Consider the following 15,208-nt stretch of genomic DNA (forward strand, 5'->3'; position numbering starts at 1 on the left):
CGCGTGCTGCTGATCGGCTCGGGCTGCGTGGTGGCGGCGACGGCCGTGCTGGTGGGCGTGGCCAGGGTCTGGCCGGTGCGGTTCCGGCGGGCCGGGGACCTCGTGGCGGGCGGGCGGCTGCCGGACGTCGCGGCGGTGCTGACCGTCCTGCTGATGATCGGGTTCGCGGCGCGGCCCTACCTGCAGACCGTCCGGGCCGCTGACGGGAGCAGGCAGTACGCCGAGCTGTCGCTGTACTGGGTGGTCTGGTATCTGGGGATTCCGGCGGTGCTGCTGGCGACGTTCGGGGCGGCGCTCCTGCTGCGCCGCCTCCTCCAGCGCGGATCACCCGAATGGGTGCTGCCGTTCCTGGTGCTGGGCCCGACGACCGTGGTGACGCTCCTGTGGCCGGACACCGAACCGGACCAGCCGTGGGCGTCGCGGGTGCTGGTGCCGGTGGTGATCCCGGCGATCCTGCTGTTCGCCGTCTGGACCCTCGCCTGGGCGACCCGCCGGATCCGCCGGCTCGGCTACGGCCGCACCGTGACGTTCGTGGCGGCCCTGACCGGCAGTTTCGTCCTGGCCGCGCCCGTCGCCTACGGCTCGGTCGGCCTGATGTTCAAGCCCGTCGACAGGGGCGAGGCCCGCGCCGTCCGCGTCCTGTGCCGTTCCCTCGGCCAAGGCGCTTCGGTCCTCATCCTCGACCGCACCACCTCAGACCGTTTCGCCCCGATCATCCGCAGCAGCTGCGGCCTGCCCGCCGCCCGCCTGGACCCGGCCACCCCCACGGACGTCACCCGCATCGCCCAACGCGTCCAGTCCCTGGGCCGCCGCCCCGTCCTCCTCGCCGCCACCTCCGCCGAAGTCCTCCCCTACGGCGCCCCCACCCAACTCCTCGACCTCCACACCCGCCAAGACACCCACACCCCCGACACCCGCCCCAAATCCACCCTCCCCCTAACCGCCTCCCTCTGGATGTCCTTGCCCTTCCAGCCGTAGGACTTCCCGGATCTAGGAGTGGAAGAGGTCTTTGTTGGGGCGGGGGCGGGTGCGGAGGGCGGCTCGGGTGCCTTGGGTGAAGGTGGTGCGGAGAGTGGCGCGGTCGGTGGAGCGGAGGTAGATGCGGAGCCAGCGGCGGGTGGTGGCGCCCGCGTAGAGGAGGCGTTCCAGGGGGGCCAGGCCGGGGGAGCGGGTGAACTGCCAGATCTTGTTGCGGACCTCGTAGAAGAAGGTCTCGCCGGGCTCGGGGTCGGTCTCGCTGAAGAACTCGGTCTGGTGGGTGACGACACTGTCGCCGCACAGCAAGCCGATGTGGCCGCGCAGCAGCCTGGTCGTGAACTCGAAATCGGTGTTCTTGTGGAAGTAGTCGGCGACGGGCAGGCCACGCTCACGGACCGTCGCCGCGTCCAGCAGGACACTGACGAACGAAGCGCTGCGGATCGGCAGACACCCGACCCGGGCCGCGAAAGTCAGCTCGGCGGTCGTCGCCCACGGCTTGACGCGCGGCGTGTTCATCGGATGGTCGCGGCCGTCGGTCCAGACGATGCGGCTGGTCACCAGAGCGGTGCCGTCGGCGGCCTTCACCAGCTCGGCCAGGGCGTCGGACTCCGGCAGCGCGGCGTCGGCGAGCAGCCAGATCCGCTGGGCGTCGAGCTTCAACGCCGCCTGGACGCCCGCCGTGAACGCGCCCGCCGAACCCCGGTCGACGGGCAGCTCCAGCAGGGTGACGTCCGGGAAATCGGACCTGACCAGGTCGGCCGTCCCGTCGTCGGAGGCGCTGTCCACCACGACGACGGCATCCGGCTGCATCGCCTGGTCGAACACCCCTGCCAGGCATTCGGCGAGCAGCTCGCGGCGGTTCCGGGTGGCGACAACGGCGACGATCACTAACGGCTCTCTTCGGGGGACGAGGATGACGGCCTACCTCATCATCGCACCTTGCAGATGTCGTCGCTGGCCTTGAACTGCCCGGCGACCTCGGGCAGCGCGAGCCCGGCGGTGCTGAAGTCCTTGAAGTCGGCGCCCAGATAGAGGTGGACGGTGCCGGGCGCGCTCTTCGCGTCGGGGCCGATCTTCGCGCCGGGCACGAGCGCCGCGAACTGGACGGCCGCGGCCTTCCCGCCCGGCCCGTACCGGATCACGGTCTTGGCCAGGGTGCCGTCGCCGTAGGTCGTGGTCGAGCCGAGCGACGCCGTGTACTTGCGGGACGTCAGGGTCGCGACGGCCCGTCCGGCCAGGCCCTTGGTCGAGGTGCCGTTGTAGACCTTGACCTTGATCCTGGCCGGGGGAAGCGGCTTCGCGGGGGTCGTGGCGTCGGCGGTCGAGGCGGTGGCGGACGAGGTGGTGGCGGAGCCGGCCGGGGGCTTGGGCCTGGTCTTCGGCTGGGCGGGGAGCTTGTTGTCGAGCCGGATCGCGTCGAACAGCGTGTAGGCGTCGTCGGTCCAGAAGACGCGGCCGTTGTTCAGCTTGCTGGCCTGGCGCTCCTCGGTGGTCGCGTAACGCCACGGGACGGTCTTGAACTCGATCTTGTCGAGGTTCACGTCCTTGAGCTTCGCGCCGAGCGACAGCATGGTCTTCATCCCGAAGCCCCTGTCCGCCGCCATCGAACTGGACGTCGCACGGATCAGTTTGGTCAGCTTGACCGGGTTGCCGAGGACCCCGGTGCTGGTCGCCTTCTTCATGACGGAGGCGAGGAACTGCTGCTGGCGCTGGATCCGGCCGATGTCGGTGCCGTCGCCGATGTGCCGGACCCGCACCCAACCGAGCGCCTGCTCGCCATTGATCGTCTGGAGACCGGCCCTTTCGATCACCAGCTTGGAATCGCGGTCGTTGATCGGTGCGGGCGCGCAGATCTCGACACCGCCGAGGGCGTCGACGATGCCCTTGAATCCGGTGAAGTCGACCTTGAGAAAATGATCAATACGGATCTGGGTGAGAGTTTCAATCGTCTTCACGGTGCAGGCCGCGCCGCCATAGGCGAAGGCCGAATTGATCATGTCGGTGCGGCCGGTCACGGTCTTCCCCCCGGTCTCGCAGTCGGGGATCTTGACCATGGAGTCGCGCGGGAAGCTGAGCGCGACGGCCTTGTCGCCGGTTGCCGACAGGTGCAGCAGGATCGTGGTGTCGGAGCGTTCGCCCTCGCCCTGTCGCCCGTACTTGTCGTTGGCGCCGTCCCGGGTGTCCGTGCCCATGATCAGGATGTTCATGGCGTTGTTGGCGGGTTTGGGCGGCCGGGTGCCTGTCACCTCGGGCAGATCGGGCAGCCGGGGGTCCAGGGACATCAGGAGCGCGGTGGCCGCGCCGCCGCCCAGGAGCAGGGTTCCGGCGACGCCGATCGCCGTCCACTTGGCGACTTTCCGCTTGCGCTTGGGACGGCGGTGACCCCCGGTCGTGACGGGCGCGTCGACGACGGTCTCCGTGGGAGAGCCCTCCAGAAAACTGAAATCGGTGTCGACCGAGCCGTGCATCCGGGTCCCCGCGTTTCTCGCTCGCAATAAGGCAGATGTCGTATCTTGCCCGAAATGTAATATGAGTGCCAAGCGAAGGGATAAGACGGGCAACTGAGCAGCAACGACTACCTTGGGTCACGTGAGCTCCGAGTCCGTGCACGTGTCGGTGATCCTCCCCTGCTACAACGAGCAGGACCACGTGGTGGCGGAGGTCGCGCGGATCTGCGAGGCCCTGGACGACAGCGGCATGACCTACGAGCTGCTGGCGTTCGACGACCGCTCCTCCGACGCCACCCTGGCCCGGCTCCGCGACGCCCAGCCCGCCCACCCGCACCTCCAGGTGATCGCCAGGACGCGGAACGGCGGCGTCGGCACCGTCCGGCGGATCGGCTCGCAGACGGCGCGCGGCGACATCGTCGTCTGGACCGACGCCGACCTCACCTACCCCAACGAACTGATCCCCGAGCTGGTCAGAGTGCTGGACGACGACCCGACGGTCGACCAGGTGGTGGGGGCGCGGCGCGGCGAGGCCGGACGCGTCAAGTTCCTGCGGGTGCCCGCCAAATGGGTGATCAGGAAGATCGCCGAACGGCTGTCGGGGGCCGAGATCCCCGACCTGAACTCCGGGCTGCGGGCGTTCCGCCGCGACGTCGCCCTGCCCTACCTGCGGCTGCTGCCGCCTGGGTTCTCCTGCGTCACCACGATCACGCTGGCGTTCCTCTGCGACGACCACGAGGTGCGGTACGTGCCCGTCGACTACTACAAGCGGTCCGGGAAGTCGAAGTTCAAGTGGAGCTCGGACGTCTACCGGTACATCCTGCAGGTGCTCCGGATGGTCCTGTACTTCAACCCGCTGAAGGTGCTGATGCCGCTGGCGCTCTGGCTGCTGGCGATCGGCGTGGTGAAGAGCGTCGTGGACCAGTTCGTCCACAACCTGTTCTACCTGTCGAACAACACGCTGCTGGTGCTGGTGACGGGGCTGCTGGTGGCGTCGCTGGCGCTGCTCGCCGATCTGATCGTCCGGTCGCGCGGCGCATGAGGATCGCGCTGGTCGGGCCCGTTTTCCCGGCGAAGGGCGGGGTGGCGCGGCACACGGCGGAGCTGGCGCACCGGCTGGCGGCGGACGGCCATGAGGTGGTCGTGGAGTCGTGGCGGGCGCAGTACCCGGCCCTGCTCTACCCGGGCGTCCAGACGATCACGGTGCCGGAGGGCGAGCCGTTCCCCGTCACCCGGCACGCGCTGTCGTGGCGGCGGCCGGACGGCTGGGTGCGCGCCGGACGGCGGATGCGCGGCCACGACCTGGTCGTCTGCGTGCTGGTGTCAACGGTGCAGATCCCGGCGTATCTGGCGCTTCTGGCCGGGCTCGGCGGCCGCACCACGCCGGTGGCGCTCTGCCACAACGTCCTGCCGCACGAGGCACGGCCGTTCGACCGGCCGCTGGTGCGGGCGCTGCTGCGCCGGACTGACGGGGTGCTGACGCACTCGGCGGCACAGGCAGCCCTGTCCGATGAGCTGGCGGGATGTCCGGCCCGGGTGGCGGAGCTGCCGCCGCACCTGCCGTCGGTCGGCGGCGACCGCGTGCCGGGGGTGCGGGGAAGGCTGCTGTTCTTCGGCGCCGTCCGCCCCTACAAGGGCCTGGACGTGCTCCTGCGCGCCCTGCCCGCAGAGATCGCCCTGACGGTGGCGGGCGAGTTCTGGAACGGCCTGGCGGCCGCCAGATCCCTGGCCGGGGGACGCGCCGTGGAGTTCCGGCCCGGCTACGTGCCCGCCGCGAAGATCGCGGGCCTGTTCGACCGGGCCGACGCCCTGGTGCTGCCCTACCGGGCCGCGACGGCCTCGCAGAACGTCGCGCTGGGCTTCGCGCACGGCGTCCCGGTGATCGCGACCCGGGTGGGGGAGTTCCCCGCCCTGATCAGGCCGGGCGTGGACGGCCTGCTCGCCGACCCTGGCGACCCCCGCTCGCTCCGCGCGGCCATCGAGGAGTTCTACGCCGATCCAGGGCGGTTCCGGGTGGCGCCGACCGACCCGGAACCCCTGTGGCGTCGCTACCTGGCCGAACTGCTTCAGGCCGGAAGGTAGTCCTCGATCTCCTTGAGGATCACGCGCTTGGGCTTGGCCCCGACGATCTGCTTCTGGACCTCGCCCCCGACGTACAGGTTCAGGGTGGGCGCGCCCATGATCGCGTAGTTGCGGACGATCTCCGGGTTGACGTCGATGTCCACCTTGACGATCTTGAGCTTGCCTTCGTACTCGGCCGCGATCTGCTCCAGGACCGGGGCGACCATCCGGCAGGGGCCGCACCAGGTGGCCCAGAAGTCGACCAGGACGGGGGTCTCGGACTTCAGGACCTCGGCGTCGAAGGTCGCGTCGGTCACATCGGGCGTCAGTGCGCTCACTGGGGGTTCCTCTCGCGCGGAGCGACGTGCTCGGGCGGCACGTGCGGGGCTGGCTCGTCGGGGACAAGGATCCCGCACCGCGTTTCATTCCCGTCGGGGGAGATCCGGGCAGCCGCGTGTTCACCTGATGAGACTTGAGCGCGGCATCCGGTCGGTAGGCTCTCCGTATTAAAACGATGACCAAGCCCGACATTTCCAGAAAGGCGGGGGCGTGGAAGCGATTCTGTTGGTTGGTGGGCGGGGAACACGGCTCAGGCCGTTGACGATCTCCACCCCCAAGCCGCTGCTGCCCACGGCCGGCGTGCCGTTCCTGGCGCATCAGCTGGCGATGGCCAGCGCGGCGGGGATCACCCGGATCGTGTTCGCTACCTCCTACCGCGCGGAGATGTTCGAGGCGGCCTTCGGCACCGAGGCCTACGGCGTCGAACTCTGCTACGTCGTGGAGAAGCAGCCGCTCGGCACCGGCGGCGCCATCCGCAACGCCGCCGAGGCGCTGAAGAGCGCCCCCGAGGACCCGGTGCTCATCCTCAACGGCGACATCCTCACCGGCCACTCCATCCCCGCGCAGGTCGCCCTGCACAGGGAGGCGCAGGCGGCCGTCACCCTCCACCTGACCGAGGTCGACGACCCGTCGCGGTTCGGCTGCGTGCCGACCGACGGCAACGGGCGTGTCACCGCGTTCCTGGAGAAGACCAACCACCCGGTCACCAACCGGATCAACGCGGGCTCGTACGTGTTCCGCCGCGACGTCATCGACACGATCCCGCCCGGCGAGGTCGTCTCCGTCGAACGCGAGACCTTCCCCGGCCTGATCGCCGCCGGCGAGACCGTCATGGGGTTCGTGGACCCCGCCTACTGGCTGGACGTGGGGACCCCGGCGGCGTTCGTCCGCGGCTCCTGCGACCTGGTGCTCGGCGAGCTGGCGTCGCCCGCGCTGCCCGGCGAGCCGGGACCGTCGCTGGCCCTGGAGGGCTCGCACGTCTCCCCGCGCGCCGTGATCACCGACGGGACGATCGTCGGGGCGGGTGCGGTCGTCGAGGCCGGCTCCACGGTCTCCGGCAGCGTGATCTTCGATGAGGCCGTCGTCGCCAAGGGCGCCTGGATCCGCAACTCCGTGCTCGGCCGCGGCGCCAAGGTCGCCTCCGGCGCGATGCTCGACGGCGCGATCCTCGGTGACGGCGCGGTCGTCGGCCCCGGCAACGAACTCGGCGACGGCCTGCGCCTCTGGCCGGGCATCGAACTCCCGCCCACGGCCGTCCGCATGTCCAGCGACGTCTGACGGCTTAGTCTGGGCGGTATGGCTTCGGGGGGAAGCGAGCGGGTCTGGCGGGCGCCCTGGCCGCTGAGCGTTAAGGGGGCGCTGGCGCCGCACGCGCGCGGGCCGCGGGATCCCGCGTTCCGGATCGCTCCGGACGGGGCGGTGTGGCGCACGTCCCACACCCCGGACGGCCCCGGGACGCTCCGGATCGCCGGACGGGCCCCCGAGATCGTCGGGACGGCGTGGGGGCCGGGCGCGCAGTGGCTGCTGGACGGCCTGCCCGAACTGCTCGGCGCCGCCGACCTCCCGGAGGAGTTCACCCCGCACCACGACGTGGTGGCGGAGGCGTTCAAGAACCGGCCGGGGCTGCGGATCGGGCGGACCAGGCGGGTGTTCGAGGCGCTGGTCCCGGCCGTCCTGGAGCAGAAGGTGACGGCCGTCGAGGCGTACCGGGCCTGGGGATATCTGCTGCGGACCTTCGGGGAGCCCGCGCCGGGCGCGCCCGAGATGCGGGTGCCGCCGCCGCAGGCGGAGTGGGCGAAGATCCCGTCCTGGGAGTGGCACAAGTCGGGGATCGAGGCCGTCCGGGCGCAGACGATCATCCGGGCGTCGCGGTACGAGCTGGAGTCGGCGCCCGAGCGGCTGCCGCTGCTGCCCGGGATCGGGCCGTGGACCACCGCCGAGGTCAGGCAGCGGGCCCTGGGCGACCCCGACGCCCTGTCGATCGGCGACTACCACCTGCCGGGCATCGTGGGCTACGCGCTGACCGGCCGGAAGACCGACGACGCCGGGATGCTCCGGCTGCTGGAGCCCTACGCGGGCCAGCGGCACCGCGCCGCCGTCCTGATCATGCTGGACGGTGCGAAGCCGCCGCGCCGCGGCCCCCGGATGAGCACACGCGACTACCGGTCGTTCTGAGCGCCCTCCCCCTGTCGCCCAATATGACGCTTGGCATAGAGTGCGCCCTATGGAGAGCGTGAACGAGTCGGGAATGCGCCGGGCCCTCGCCCGCGCCCGGGACGGCAAGACCCTCGACCAGGCCGAGGCCACCATCCTCCTGCACGCGCGCGGGCCTCAGCTCGAAGAGCTGCTCGGCTACGCCTCCCGCACCCGGGACTCCGGGCTGGAGGCGGCGGGCAGGCCGGGAGTGATCACCTACAGCCGCAAGGTGTTCATCCCGCTGACCCGGCTCTGCCGGGACCGCTGCCACTACTGCACTTTCGCGACAGTACCCCACAAACTTCCCGCCCCGTTCCTCAGCCCCGACGAGGTCCTCGACATCGCCCGGCAGGGCGCGGCCCTCGGCTGCAAAGAGGCCCTGTTCACCCTCGGCGACCGCCCCGAGGACCGCTGGGACGCCGCCAAGGAATGGCTCGACGCCCACGGCTACGACGACACGCTCTCCTACGTCCGGGCGATGGCCGTCCGGGTGCTGGAGGAGACCGGGCTGCTGCCCCACCTCAACCCCGGCGTGCTGAGCTGGCGCGACTTCCAGCGGCTCAAGCCCGTCGCGCCGTCCATGGGGATGATGCTCGAGACCACCGCGACCAGGCTCTGGAGCGAGAAGGGCGGCCCGCACTACGGCTCGCCCGACAAGGAGCCGGCGGTCCGGCTCCGGGTGCTGGAGGACGCCGGACGCTGCAACGTCCCGTTCACCACCGGGATCCTCATCGGGATCGGCGAGACGATCGAGGAGCGCGCCGAGTCGCTGTTCGCGATCCGCCGGACCCTGCGCGAGTACGGCGCGATCCAGGAAGTGATCATCCAGAACTTCCGGGCCAAACCCGACACTGCGATGATGGCCACGCCCGACGCCGAACTCTCCGAGCTGGCCGCCACCATCGCCGTCGCCCGGATCCTGCTCGGCCCGAAGGCCAGAATCCAGGCCCCGCCCAACCTCGTCGACTCCGAGTACGCCCTGATGATCAGGGCCGGGATCGACGACTGGGGCGGAGTCTCCCCGCTGACGCCCGACCATGTGAACCCCGAACGGCCCTGGCCGCAGATCGACGAGCTGGCCGAGCGCACCGCCGCCGCCGGATTCACCCTGCGGGAACGGCTGACGATCTACCCCGAGTACGTGAAGAAGGGCGAGCCCTGGCTCGACCCGAGGCTCCTCGCGCACGTCCACGCCCTGGCGGGCCCCGACGGCCTCGCCCGCGAGGACGCCGTCGTGCAGGGACGTCCCTGGCAGGAACCCGACGGCGGGTTCGCCGCGACCGGCCGCACCGACCTGCACGTCGAGATCGACACCACCGGACGGACCGGCGACCGGCGCGACGACTTCGACGAGGTCTACGGCGACTGGAACGCTCTCAAGGACAGGGTCCACACCCCCGAACGGTTCGACGCCGACGTCAAGGCGGCCCTGGCGGCCGCCGAGAAGAACCCCGGCGGCCTGTCCGACGAGCACGCCCTCGCCCTGCTCCAGGCCGAAGGCCCCGAACTGGACGCCCTCGCCCGCCTCGCCGACGACCTGCGCCGCGAGGCCGTCGGTGACGACGTCACCTACGTCGTCACCAGGAACATCAACTTCACCAACGTCTGCTACACCGGCTGCCGGTTCTGCGCGTTCGCCCAGCGCCGCACCGACGCCGACGCCTACTCGCTGTCTCTCGCGCAGGTCGGCGACCGCGTCGACCAGGCGTGGGCGGCGGGCGCCACCGAGATCTGCATGCAGGGCGGCATCCACCCCGACCTGCCGGGCACCGCCTACTTCGATCTGGCGCGCGAGGTGAAGTCACGCGCGCCGCAGATCCATCTGCACAGCTACAGCCCGATGGAGGTCGTCAACGGCGCGTCCCGGAGCGATCTGTCGATCCGGGACTGGCTGATCGCCGCGCGGGAGGCGGGCGTCGACTCGCTGCCGGGCACGGCCGCCGAGATCCTCGACGACGACGTCCGCTGGGTGCTCACCAAGGGCAAACTGCCCACTTCGTCCTGGATCGAGGTGGTCAAGACGGCCCACTCGATCGGGCTGCCGACGACGTCCACGATGATGTACGGCCATGTCGACACCCACGCCCACTGGGTGGCGCACCTGAAACTCCTCCGCGAGATCCAGTCCGAGACGGGCGGTTTCACGGAGTTCGTCCTGCTGCCGTTCGTGCACCACAACAGCCCGATCTACCTGGCCGGACTGTCGCGTCCCGGGCCGACGATCCGCGAGAACCGCGCCGTCCACGCCCTGTCCCGCATCCTGCTCCACGGCTCGATCTCCAACATCCAGACGAGCTGGGTGAAGCTCTCCGACGACCTGTGCACCGAACTCCTCCAGGGCGGCGTCAACGACCTCGGCGGCACCCTGATGGAAGAGACGATCTCCCGCATGGCCGGCTCCGCCAACGGCTCCTTCAAAGCCATCTCCTCCCTCGAGGCGATCGCGACCCGCGCCGGCCGCCCCTCCCGCCAGCGCACCACCACCTACGGCACCCCCACCCCCGAACGCATCACCGCCGCCCGAGCCACAGACGGCATCGGGCAGTTCTTTGTGCTCGGCGCACAAGCCACCGGGGACTCCAGGTAGCGGGCGCGCCCCGCTGCCGGATGCGGGAGCGCAGGTGACGTCGCACTCGCCGCCGAAGGCGACGAGCCTGGGCGACGACGCGATCGCCGTGCACTTAGCCGCCGAGGCCGAGACGGTCTTCGCCCTGCTGGCACCCGCGCTGGACCGTGCTGAGGTCAGCGGACGGTGATGAACTGCTCCGGGGTGCGGGGGGCGCGGTCGAGTGGGGGGGTGGCGGGGTGGCCGAGGCCGATGGTGCCCATGGGGTCCCAGTCGGGGGGGAGGGTGAGGGCTTCGCGGACGGTGTCGCGGCAGAACATGGTGCTGGAGACCCAGCAGGAGCCGAGGCCCTCGACGGCCAGGGCTACGAGGAGATTTTGGACGGCGGCGCCCGCCGAGACGACGAACATCTCGCGTTCGGCGGCGGCTCGGCGGTCGTCGGGGTAGGTGTGGGCGCCGCCGGTCGTGGTCAGGCAGGGGATGACCAGGTAGGGGGCGCGGCGCAGGACGTCGCCCCGGCGCAGCCGCTTGGTGATCGACTCCTCGGTGAAGCCGTCGCGTTCCAGGTCGGCGCGCCACGCGTCGCGCATCGCGTCCAGCAGACGGAGCCGCGATTCGGGCGATTCGAGCAGGACGAACCGCCACGGAGTGGTGTGGTGCGGCGCCGGAGCGGTGATCGCGGCGGTGACGGCGCGGCGGACGGCCGCAGGGTCGACCGGGGCGTCGGTGAACTCGCGGATCGTGCGCCGCGCGTACAGGACGTCCGCGGAGCCGAACCGGAAGAGATCTTCACCGGCGGGCCGGATCAGGGCCTTCGCGCCGGGCCCGTCCGAGTCGAGGACGAGCTGGGGCAGCCCCCGGACGATCGCGACCGGCACCCCGTCCAGCTTGCCCTTGACCAGTTCGGCGGCCGAGGCGAGCTCGTCGGCCAGCGCCGTGACTGTCGCCTCCAGGAGGTTGCCGTGCGGGTCGGTGCGGCCGCGGAAGTCGTCGAGCGGCGCGACGCCCGCGCAGCCGATCGCGACGTCGGTGAGCCCGTTGCGCCACGGCCGTCCGAACGTGTCGGAGATGATCACGCCGACCCTGGCGGGGAGCGCGGCGCGGAGCCGGGCGGCGCTCGCCTCGGGGTCCTCGGGCAGCAGCAGGACCGTGCCGGGCGCGGTGTTGGACGCGTCGACCCCGGCCGCCGCCATGACCAGCCCGTGGTGGGTCTCGACGATCCGCATCGGCCCCTTGCGGGCCACCACCCGGACGGCCTCCGCGTCGATCGCCTTCTCGCGGTCGGCGGCCTCCATCAGCCGCCCCTCCGCCTTGCTGACGATCTTCGAGGTGACGACGAGGATGTCCCCGTCGCGCAGCTCGACGCCCGTCCCGGTGATCAGCGCGGCCAGATCGTCGCCCGGCGCGACCTCGGGAAGCCCCGGCACCGCCAGGATCTCGACGCTCATCGGCTCAGCTCGACGGCCAGGTCGACGGCCGCCTGGGCCAGCGCCTTCGTGTTCTCGGGCGAGTCCATGAGCAGCGGCCGCGACCGGACCACGATCTCCTCCAGGCCCGGCGCGGCGAAGTGCGGCCCGTCCTCTTCGGCGACCAGCCATCCGTCGAGCAGCGCGGGCCCGTAGAACGCCGCGACGGCCGCCGCCGAAGTCTCGACCCCGATCGCGGTCAGGCAGGCGTCGGCCATGCCCCGCACCGGCGCGCCCCCGATGATCGGCGAGATCCCGACCACGGTCTTGGCGGCGACGGCCTCCCTGATCCCCGGCACCGACAGGATCGTCCCGACGCTCACCACCGGGTTCGACGGCGGCAGCAGCACGAAATCGGCCTCTTCGATCGCCTTCAGCACGCCCGGCGCCGGCTGGGACTCCTCGGCCCCGACCGGCGTGATCGCCTCGGCCGGGATCGACGCCCGCAGCCGCACCCACCACTCCTGGAAGTGGACGGCGCGCCGCCCCTGCTCGTCGGTGAGGACCACGTGGGTCTCGACGCGGTCGTCCGTCATCGGGAGCAGCGTGACGCCCGGCTGCCACCGGTCGCACAGCGCGGCCGTGACCTGGGAGAGCGGGTAGCCCGCGTCGAGCATCTGGGTGCGGACGATGTGGGTGGCGAAGTCGCGGTCGCCGAGCCCGAACCACTGCGGTTCCATCCCGTACGCGCCGAGCTCCTCCTTCACCGTGAAGGATTCGTCGCGACGTCCCCAGCCCTGTTCCTCGTTGATGCCCTCACCGAGGGTGTACATCACGGTGTCCAGATCGGGACAGACCTTCAGACCGAACAGATAGATGTCGTCGCCGGTGTTTCCGACGACCGTAATGGCCGCCTCCGGGACCGCCGCCTTGAGCCCGCGCAGGAAGCGCGCCCCGCCGATACCGCCCGCCAGAACCACGATTCTCACGGTCCAAGTGTTCCATCTCCGGTCCGATGGCCGGTCCCCGGGATGATCGCAGACCTGACGTCCGGGCTCGGACTGTGCCAAGCTTTGGCCAAAGATGGCTTGCCCCGTGATCCCCGCCAGGAGTCTCCCGTGTCCAAGGAAGCGTTGCAGAAGCTACGCGAACCTGCCGCATTCGCCCTGCTCGGGGCTGCCGCCCTGAACATTCTCGCCGGTCTCGTCGCCCTGTTCGGGATCGGTGGTTTCACCTTCAACGCGCTGGAGGAGTCGGTCGGTTATGGCCACTTCACCAGTCTGACAGTCACTGTCACGGCCGTTCTCGCCGTGCTTTTCGTCACGCAGTTCGGTGACAAAACCCCGCAATCGCGGCTGATCGTGATCGGTGCGCTGGCCGTCCTGGCCGCGGGCCTGCTGTTCGGCGTGGTGTCGCTGCTCGCCGGACTGGTGGCCTCCGCCGGCTCGTCGTACTACGACACGGGCGTCGGCAATCTGAAGATCGTCGGTTTTCTGACGGGCGCCGCGAAGCTCGCGATCACCGGGGTGGCGGGCTACTACGTCTTCCTGAACTTCCAGGCGCTCCAGCCGCCTCGTCCGGCGCAGATGCCCGGTGGCCTCGGCAGCCAGGTCTACGGCCAGCAGCCGCCCGCCCCGTACGGGCAGCAGCCGGGCCAGCCGGGTCAGTACAACGACCCCTACCAGCAGGTTTCCCCGTCGCAGCCGCAGCCCGGCTTCGGCGGCGGCGACCCGTACGCCCAGCAGCCGCAGCAGCAGGGCTGGAGCCAGCCGTCCCCGTCGCAGCCGCAGCCGGGGTACGGCCAGCAGCCTCCCGGCCAGTACGGCCAGCCGCAGCAGCAGCCGCAGCAGCCCTACGGTCAGCCGCAGCAGCCGGGCCAGTATGGCCAGCAGCCGCCGCAGGATCAGGGCTCCTGGACCCGCCAGTACGGCGATGAGAATCCCGCGCAGCCTCAGCAAGGCGACCAAAACTGGTATCGCGGGGATCAAGGACCGCAATAATCCCAGCTTCCTGGCGGCCACTTTCACCACATTGCCTAGTGTTCGCCCCATAGCAAGCTCGTTCCGCTTGACGCGCAGGGGATTACACCCGTGTAATTTCTACTGTGTAGTCAGGGGGCTCCACGGGGGCGGTTGGGAGGTGCGCATGGGCGAGGTCGTGATCCCGCTCGCGCACGGCACGGACGATGGCGAAGAGTTGGGCTGGCAGGAGCGCGCGTTGTGCGCTCAGACCGATCCGGAAGCCTTCTTTCCGGAAAAGGGCGGCTCGACGCGTGAAGCCAAGAAGGTGTGCCGGTCGTGCGACGTTCGAACAGAGTGCCTGGAGTACGCGCTCCAGCACGACGAGCGGTTCGGGATTTGGGGCGGTCTTTCCGAACGGGAGCGGCGCAAGCTCAAGCGCGCCGCTGTCTAAGGGGAGCGGCCACAGTAGAGTGTCAGCCTCGCGGGGGCCACCCCCGCGAGGCTTTCCCCTTTTCCCCAGCTTGCGAGTTGAGCCGTGGCCCCCCTCCTCGAACGGCATGTCGTCACCGCCGTCCTCGTCGCACACGACGGGGCGCGCTGGCTGCCCGACACCCTGAAGGCCCTGCTCACCCAGACCCGTCCGGTGCAGCGGCTCGTCGCCGTCGACACCGGCAGCACCGACCGCGGGCCCGCTGTCCTCAACGAGGTCCTCGGCCAGGGCAACGTGCTCCGGCTGCCCGCCGACACCCCCTACGCCGAGGCCGTCGCGGCCGGGCTGAAGCACCCCGCCGCCCGGATCCCCGTCAACGTCGCCGAACCCGTCGAATGGATCTGGCTGATCCACGACGACTCCGCGCCGTCGCCGCGCGCCCTGGAACTGCTGCTCCGGCAGGTCGCCGCCGACCCGAGCGTCGCGATCGCCGGACCGAAACTCCGCGACTGGGACGACCGCAGGCTGCTCCTGGAGATCGGCGTCTCGATCGACGGCCAGGGCCGCCGCGAGACCGGCGTGGACCGCGACGAGTTCGACCAGGGCCAGCACGACGGCGTCAACGACGTCCTCGCCGTCAGCTCCGCCGGGATGCTGATCCGCCGCGACGTCTGGACCCAGCTCGGCGGCCTCGACCCCCGGTTCGGCCTGTTCCGCGACGACATCGACCTCGGCTGGCGCTGCCACGCCGCGGGCCACCGGGTGCTGGCCGTCTCCGACGCGGTCGTCTACCACGCCGAGGCGAGCGCGCGCGGCCGGCGGGC

General features: G+C 70.8%; 14 protein-coding genes and 1 pseudogene. 10 read left to right on the top strand and 5 right to left on the bottom strand.

What is annotated here, in order from left to right; all coding sequences use genetic code 11:
* Nucleotides 1–978: pseudogene (locus tag ACYVE7_RS15410) on the top strand (hypothetical protein); the annotation flags it as partial.
* Between the two features lie 12 nt (nt 979–990).
* Here the strand turns inward: ACYVE7_RS15410 and ACYVE7_RS15415 are convergent.
* Complete coding sequence (locus ACYVE7_RS15415; RefSeq protein WP_460365376.1) at nt 991–1,866, bottom strand: glycosyltransferase; 876 nt, start codon at nt 1,864–1,866, stop codon at nt 991–993.
* 41 nt (nt 1,867–1,907) lie between these two features.
* The gene (locus tag ACYVE7_RS15420) at nt 1,908–3,446 is read right to left on the bottom strand and encodes an LCP family protein (RefSeq protein WP_460365377.1); all 1,539 of its coding nucleotides are present in this window, start codon (nt 3,444–3,446) and stop codon (nt 1,908–1,910) included.
* Nucleotides 3,447–3,567: 121 nt separating this feature from the next.
* On the opposite strand from ACYVE7_RS15420, the gene ACYVE7_RS15425 reads away from it, so the two are divergent.
* Together ACYVE7_RS15425 and ACYVE7_RS15430 are read left to right on the top strand one after the other, a co-directional pair.
* Entirely contained in the window at nt 3,568–4,467 is a 900-nt protein-coding gene (locus ACYVE7_RS15425) for a glycosyltransferase family 2 protein (protein ID WP_460365378.1), read from the top strand.
* Nucleotides 4,464–5,507: a glycosyltransferase family 4 protein gene (locus tag ACYVE7_RS15430; protein WP_460365379.1), complete on the top strand. Its 1,044-nt coding sequence runs from the start codon at nt 4,464–4,466 to the stop codon at nt 5,505–5,507. The genes ACYVE7_RS15425 and ACYVE7_RS15430 overlap by 4 nt, the downstream gene beginning before the upstream one ends.
* Here the strand turns inward: ACYVE7_RS15430 and trxA are convergent.
* Nucleotides 5,492–5,824, bottom strand: coding sequence for a thioredoxin (gene trxA / locus ACYVE7_RS15435; RefSeq protein ID WP_460365380.1), 333 nt, complete (start codon nt 5,822–5,824; stop codon nt 5,492–5,494). The two genes, ACYVE7_RS15430 and trxA, sit on opposite strands and share 16 nt — an antisense overlap.
* 211 nt (nt 5,825–6,035) lie before the next feature.
* On the opposite strand from trxA, the gene manB reads away from it, so the two are divergent.
* From manB to ACYVE7_RS15455, 4 genes are read left to right on the top strand one after another with little or no spacing between them, the layout of a single operon-like run.
* Complete coding sequence (manB, locus tag ACYVE7_RS15440) at nt 6,036–7,103, top strand: mannose-1-phosphate guanylyltransferase (RefSeq protein ID WP_460365381.1); 1,068 nt, start codon at nt 6,036–6,038, stop codon at nt 7,101–7,103.
* 18 nt (nt 7,104–7,121) lie between these two features.
* A complete protein-coding gene (locus tag ACYVE7_RS15445) occupies nt 7,122–8,000 on the top strand; it encodes a DNA-3-methyladenine glycosylase family protein (RefSeq protein ID WP_460365382.1) in 879 nt (292 codons plus the stop codon).
* 49 nt (nt 8,001–8,049) lie between these two features.
* Nucleotides 8,050–10,608 (top strand): bifunctional FO biosynthesis protein CofGH, encoded by a 2,559-nt coding sequence (locus ACYVE7_RS15450; protein ID WP_460365383.1) that lies wholly within the window; start codon nt 8,050–8,052, stop codon nt 10,606–10,608.
* Nucleotides 10,609–10,642: 34 nt separating this feature from the next.
* Nucleotides 10,643–10,777, top strand: a complete 135-nt coding sequence (locus tag ACYVE7_RS15455; protein ID WP_460365384.1) for a hypothetical protein — start codon at nt 10,643–10,645, stop codon at nt 10,775–10,777.
* Here ACYVE7_RS15455 and ACYVE7_RS15460 read toward each other — a convergent pair.
* Together ACYVE7_RS15460 and cofD are read right to left on the bottom strand one after the other, a co-directional pair.
* A complete protein-coding gene (locus ACYVE7_RS15460; protein ID WP_460365385.1) occupies nt 10,764–12,035 on the bottom strand; it encodes a coenzyme F420-0:L-glutamate ligase in 1,272 nt (423 codons plus the stop codon). The genes ACYVE7_RS15455 and ACYVE7_RS15460 overlap by 14 nt on opposite strands.
* Complete coding sequence (gene cofD / locus ACYVE7_RS15465) at nt 12,032–12,982, bottom strand: 2-phospho-L-lactate transferase (protein ID WP_460365386.1); 951 nt, start codon at nt 12,980–12,982, stop codon at nt 12,032–12,034. Before cofD ends, ACYVE7_RS15460 begins: the two co-directional genes overlap by 4 nt.
* A gap of 129 nt (nt 12,983–13,111) precedes the next feature.
* On the opposite strand from cofD, the gene ACYVE7_RS15470 reads away from it, so the two are divergent.
* The 3 genes from ACYVE7_RS15470 to ACYVE7_RS15480 all read left to right on the top strand — a co-directional run.
* Nucleotides 13,112–13,993: a hypothetical protein gene (locus ACYVE7_RS15470; protein ID WP_460365387.1), complete on the top strand. Its 882-nt coding sequence runs from the start codon at nt 13,112–13,114 to the stop codon at nt 13,991–13,993.
* A 145-nt stretch (nt 13,994–14,138) separates the two neighbouring features.
* A complete protein-coding gene (locus tag ACYVE7_RS15475; RefSeq protein ID WP_460365388.1) occupies nt 14,139–14,405 on the top strand; it encodes a WhiB family transcriptional regulator in 267 nt (88 codons plus the stop codon).
* Nucleotides 14,406–14,489: 84 nt separating this feature from the next.
* On the top strand, nt 14,490–15,208 hold a 719-nt coding region (locus ACYVE7_RS15480), incomplete at its 3' end, for a glycosyltransferase family 2 protein (protein WP_460365389.1).

The sequence above is a fragment of the Actinocorallia lasiicapitis genome (assembly GCF_054778695.1).

What these genes read in the sequence shown, in the direction of transcription:
- ACYVE7_RS15420 (WP_460365377.1), bottom strand. Translation starts at nt 3,446, where the DNA reads ATGCACGGCTCGGTCGACACCGATTTCAGTTTTCTGGAGGGCTCTCCC.
- ACYVE7_RS15430 (WP_460365379.1), top strand. Translation starts at nt 4,464, where the DNA reads ATGAGGATCGCGCTGGTCGGGCCCGTTTTCCCGGCGAAGGGCGGGGTG.
- ACYVE7_RS15445 (WP_460365382.1), top strand. Translation starts at nt 7,122, where the DNA reads ATGGCTTCGGGGGGAAGCGAGCGGGTCTGGCGGGCGCCCTGGCCGCTG.
- ACYVE7_RS15450 (WP_460365383.1), top strand. Translation starts at nt 8,050, where the DNA reads ATGGAGAGCGTGAACGAGTCGGGAATGCGCCGGGCCCTCGCCCGCGCC.
- ACYVE7_RS15460 (WP_460365385.1), bottom strand. Translation starts at nt 12,035, where the DNA reads ATGAGCGTCGAGATCCTGGCGGTGCCGGGGCTTCCCGAGGTCGCGCCG.
- ACYVE7_RS15475 (WP_460365388.1), top strand. Translation starts at nt 14,139, where the DNA reads ATGGGCGAGGTCGTGATCCCGCTCGCGCACGGCACGGACGATGGCGAA.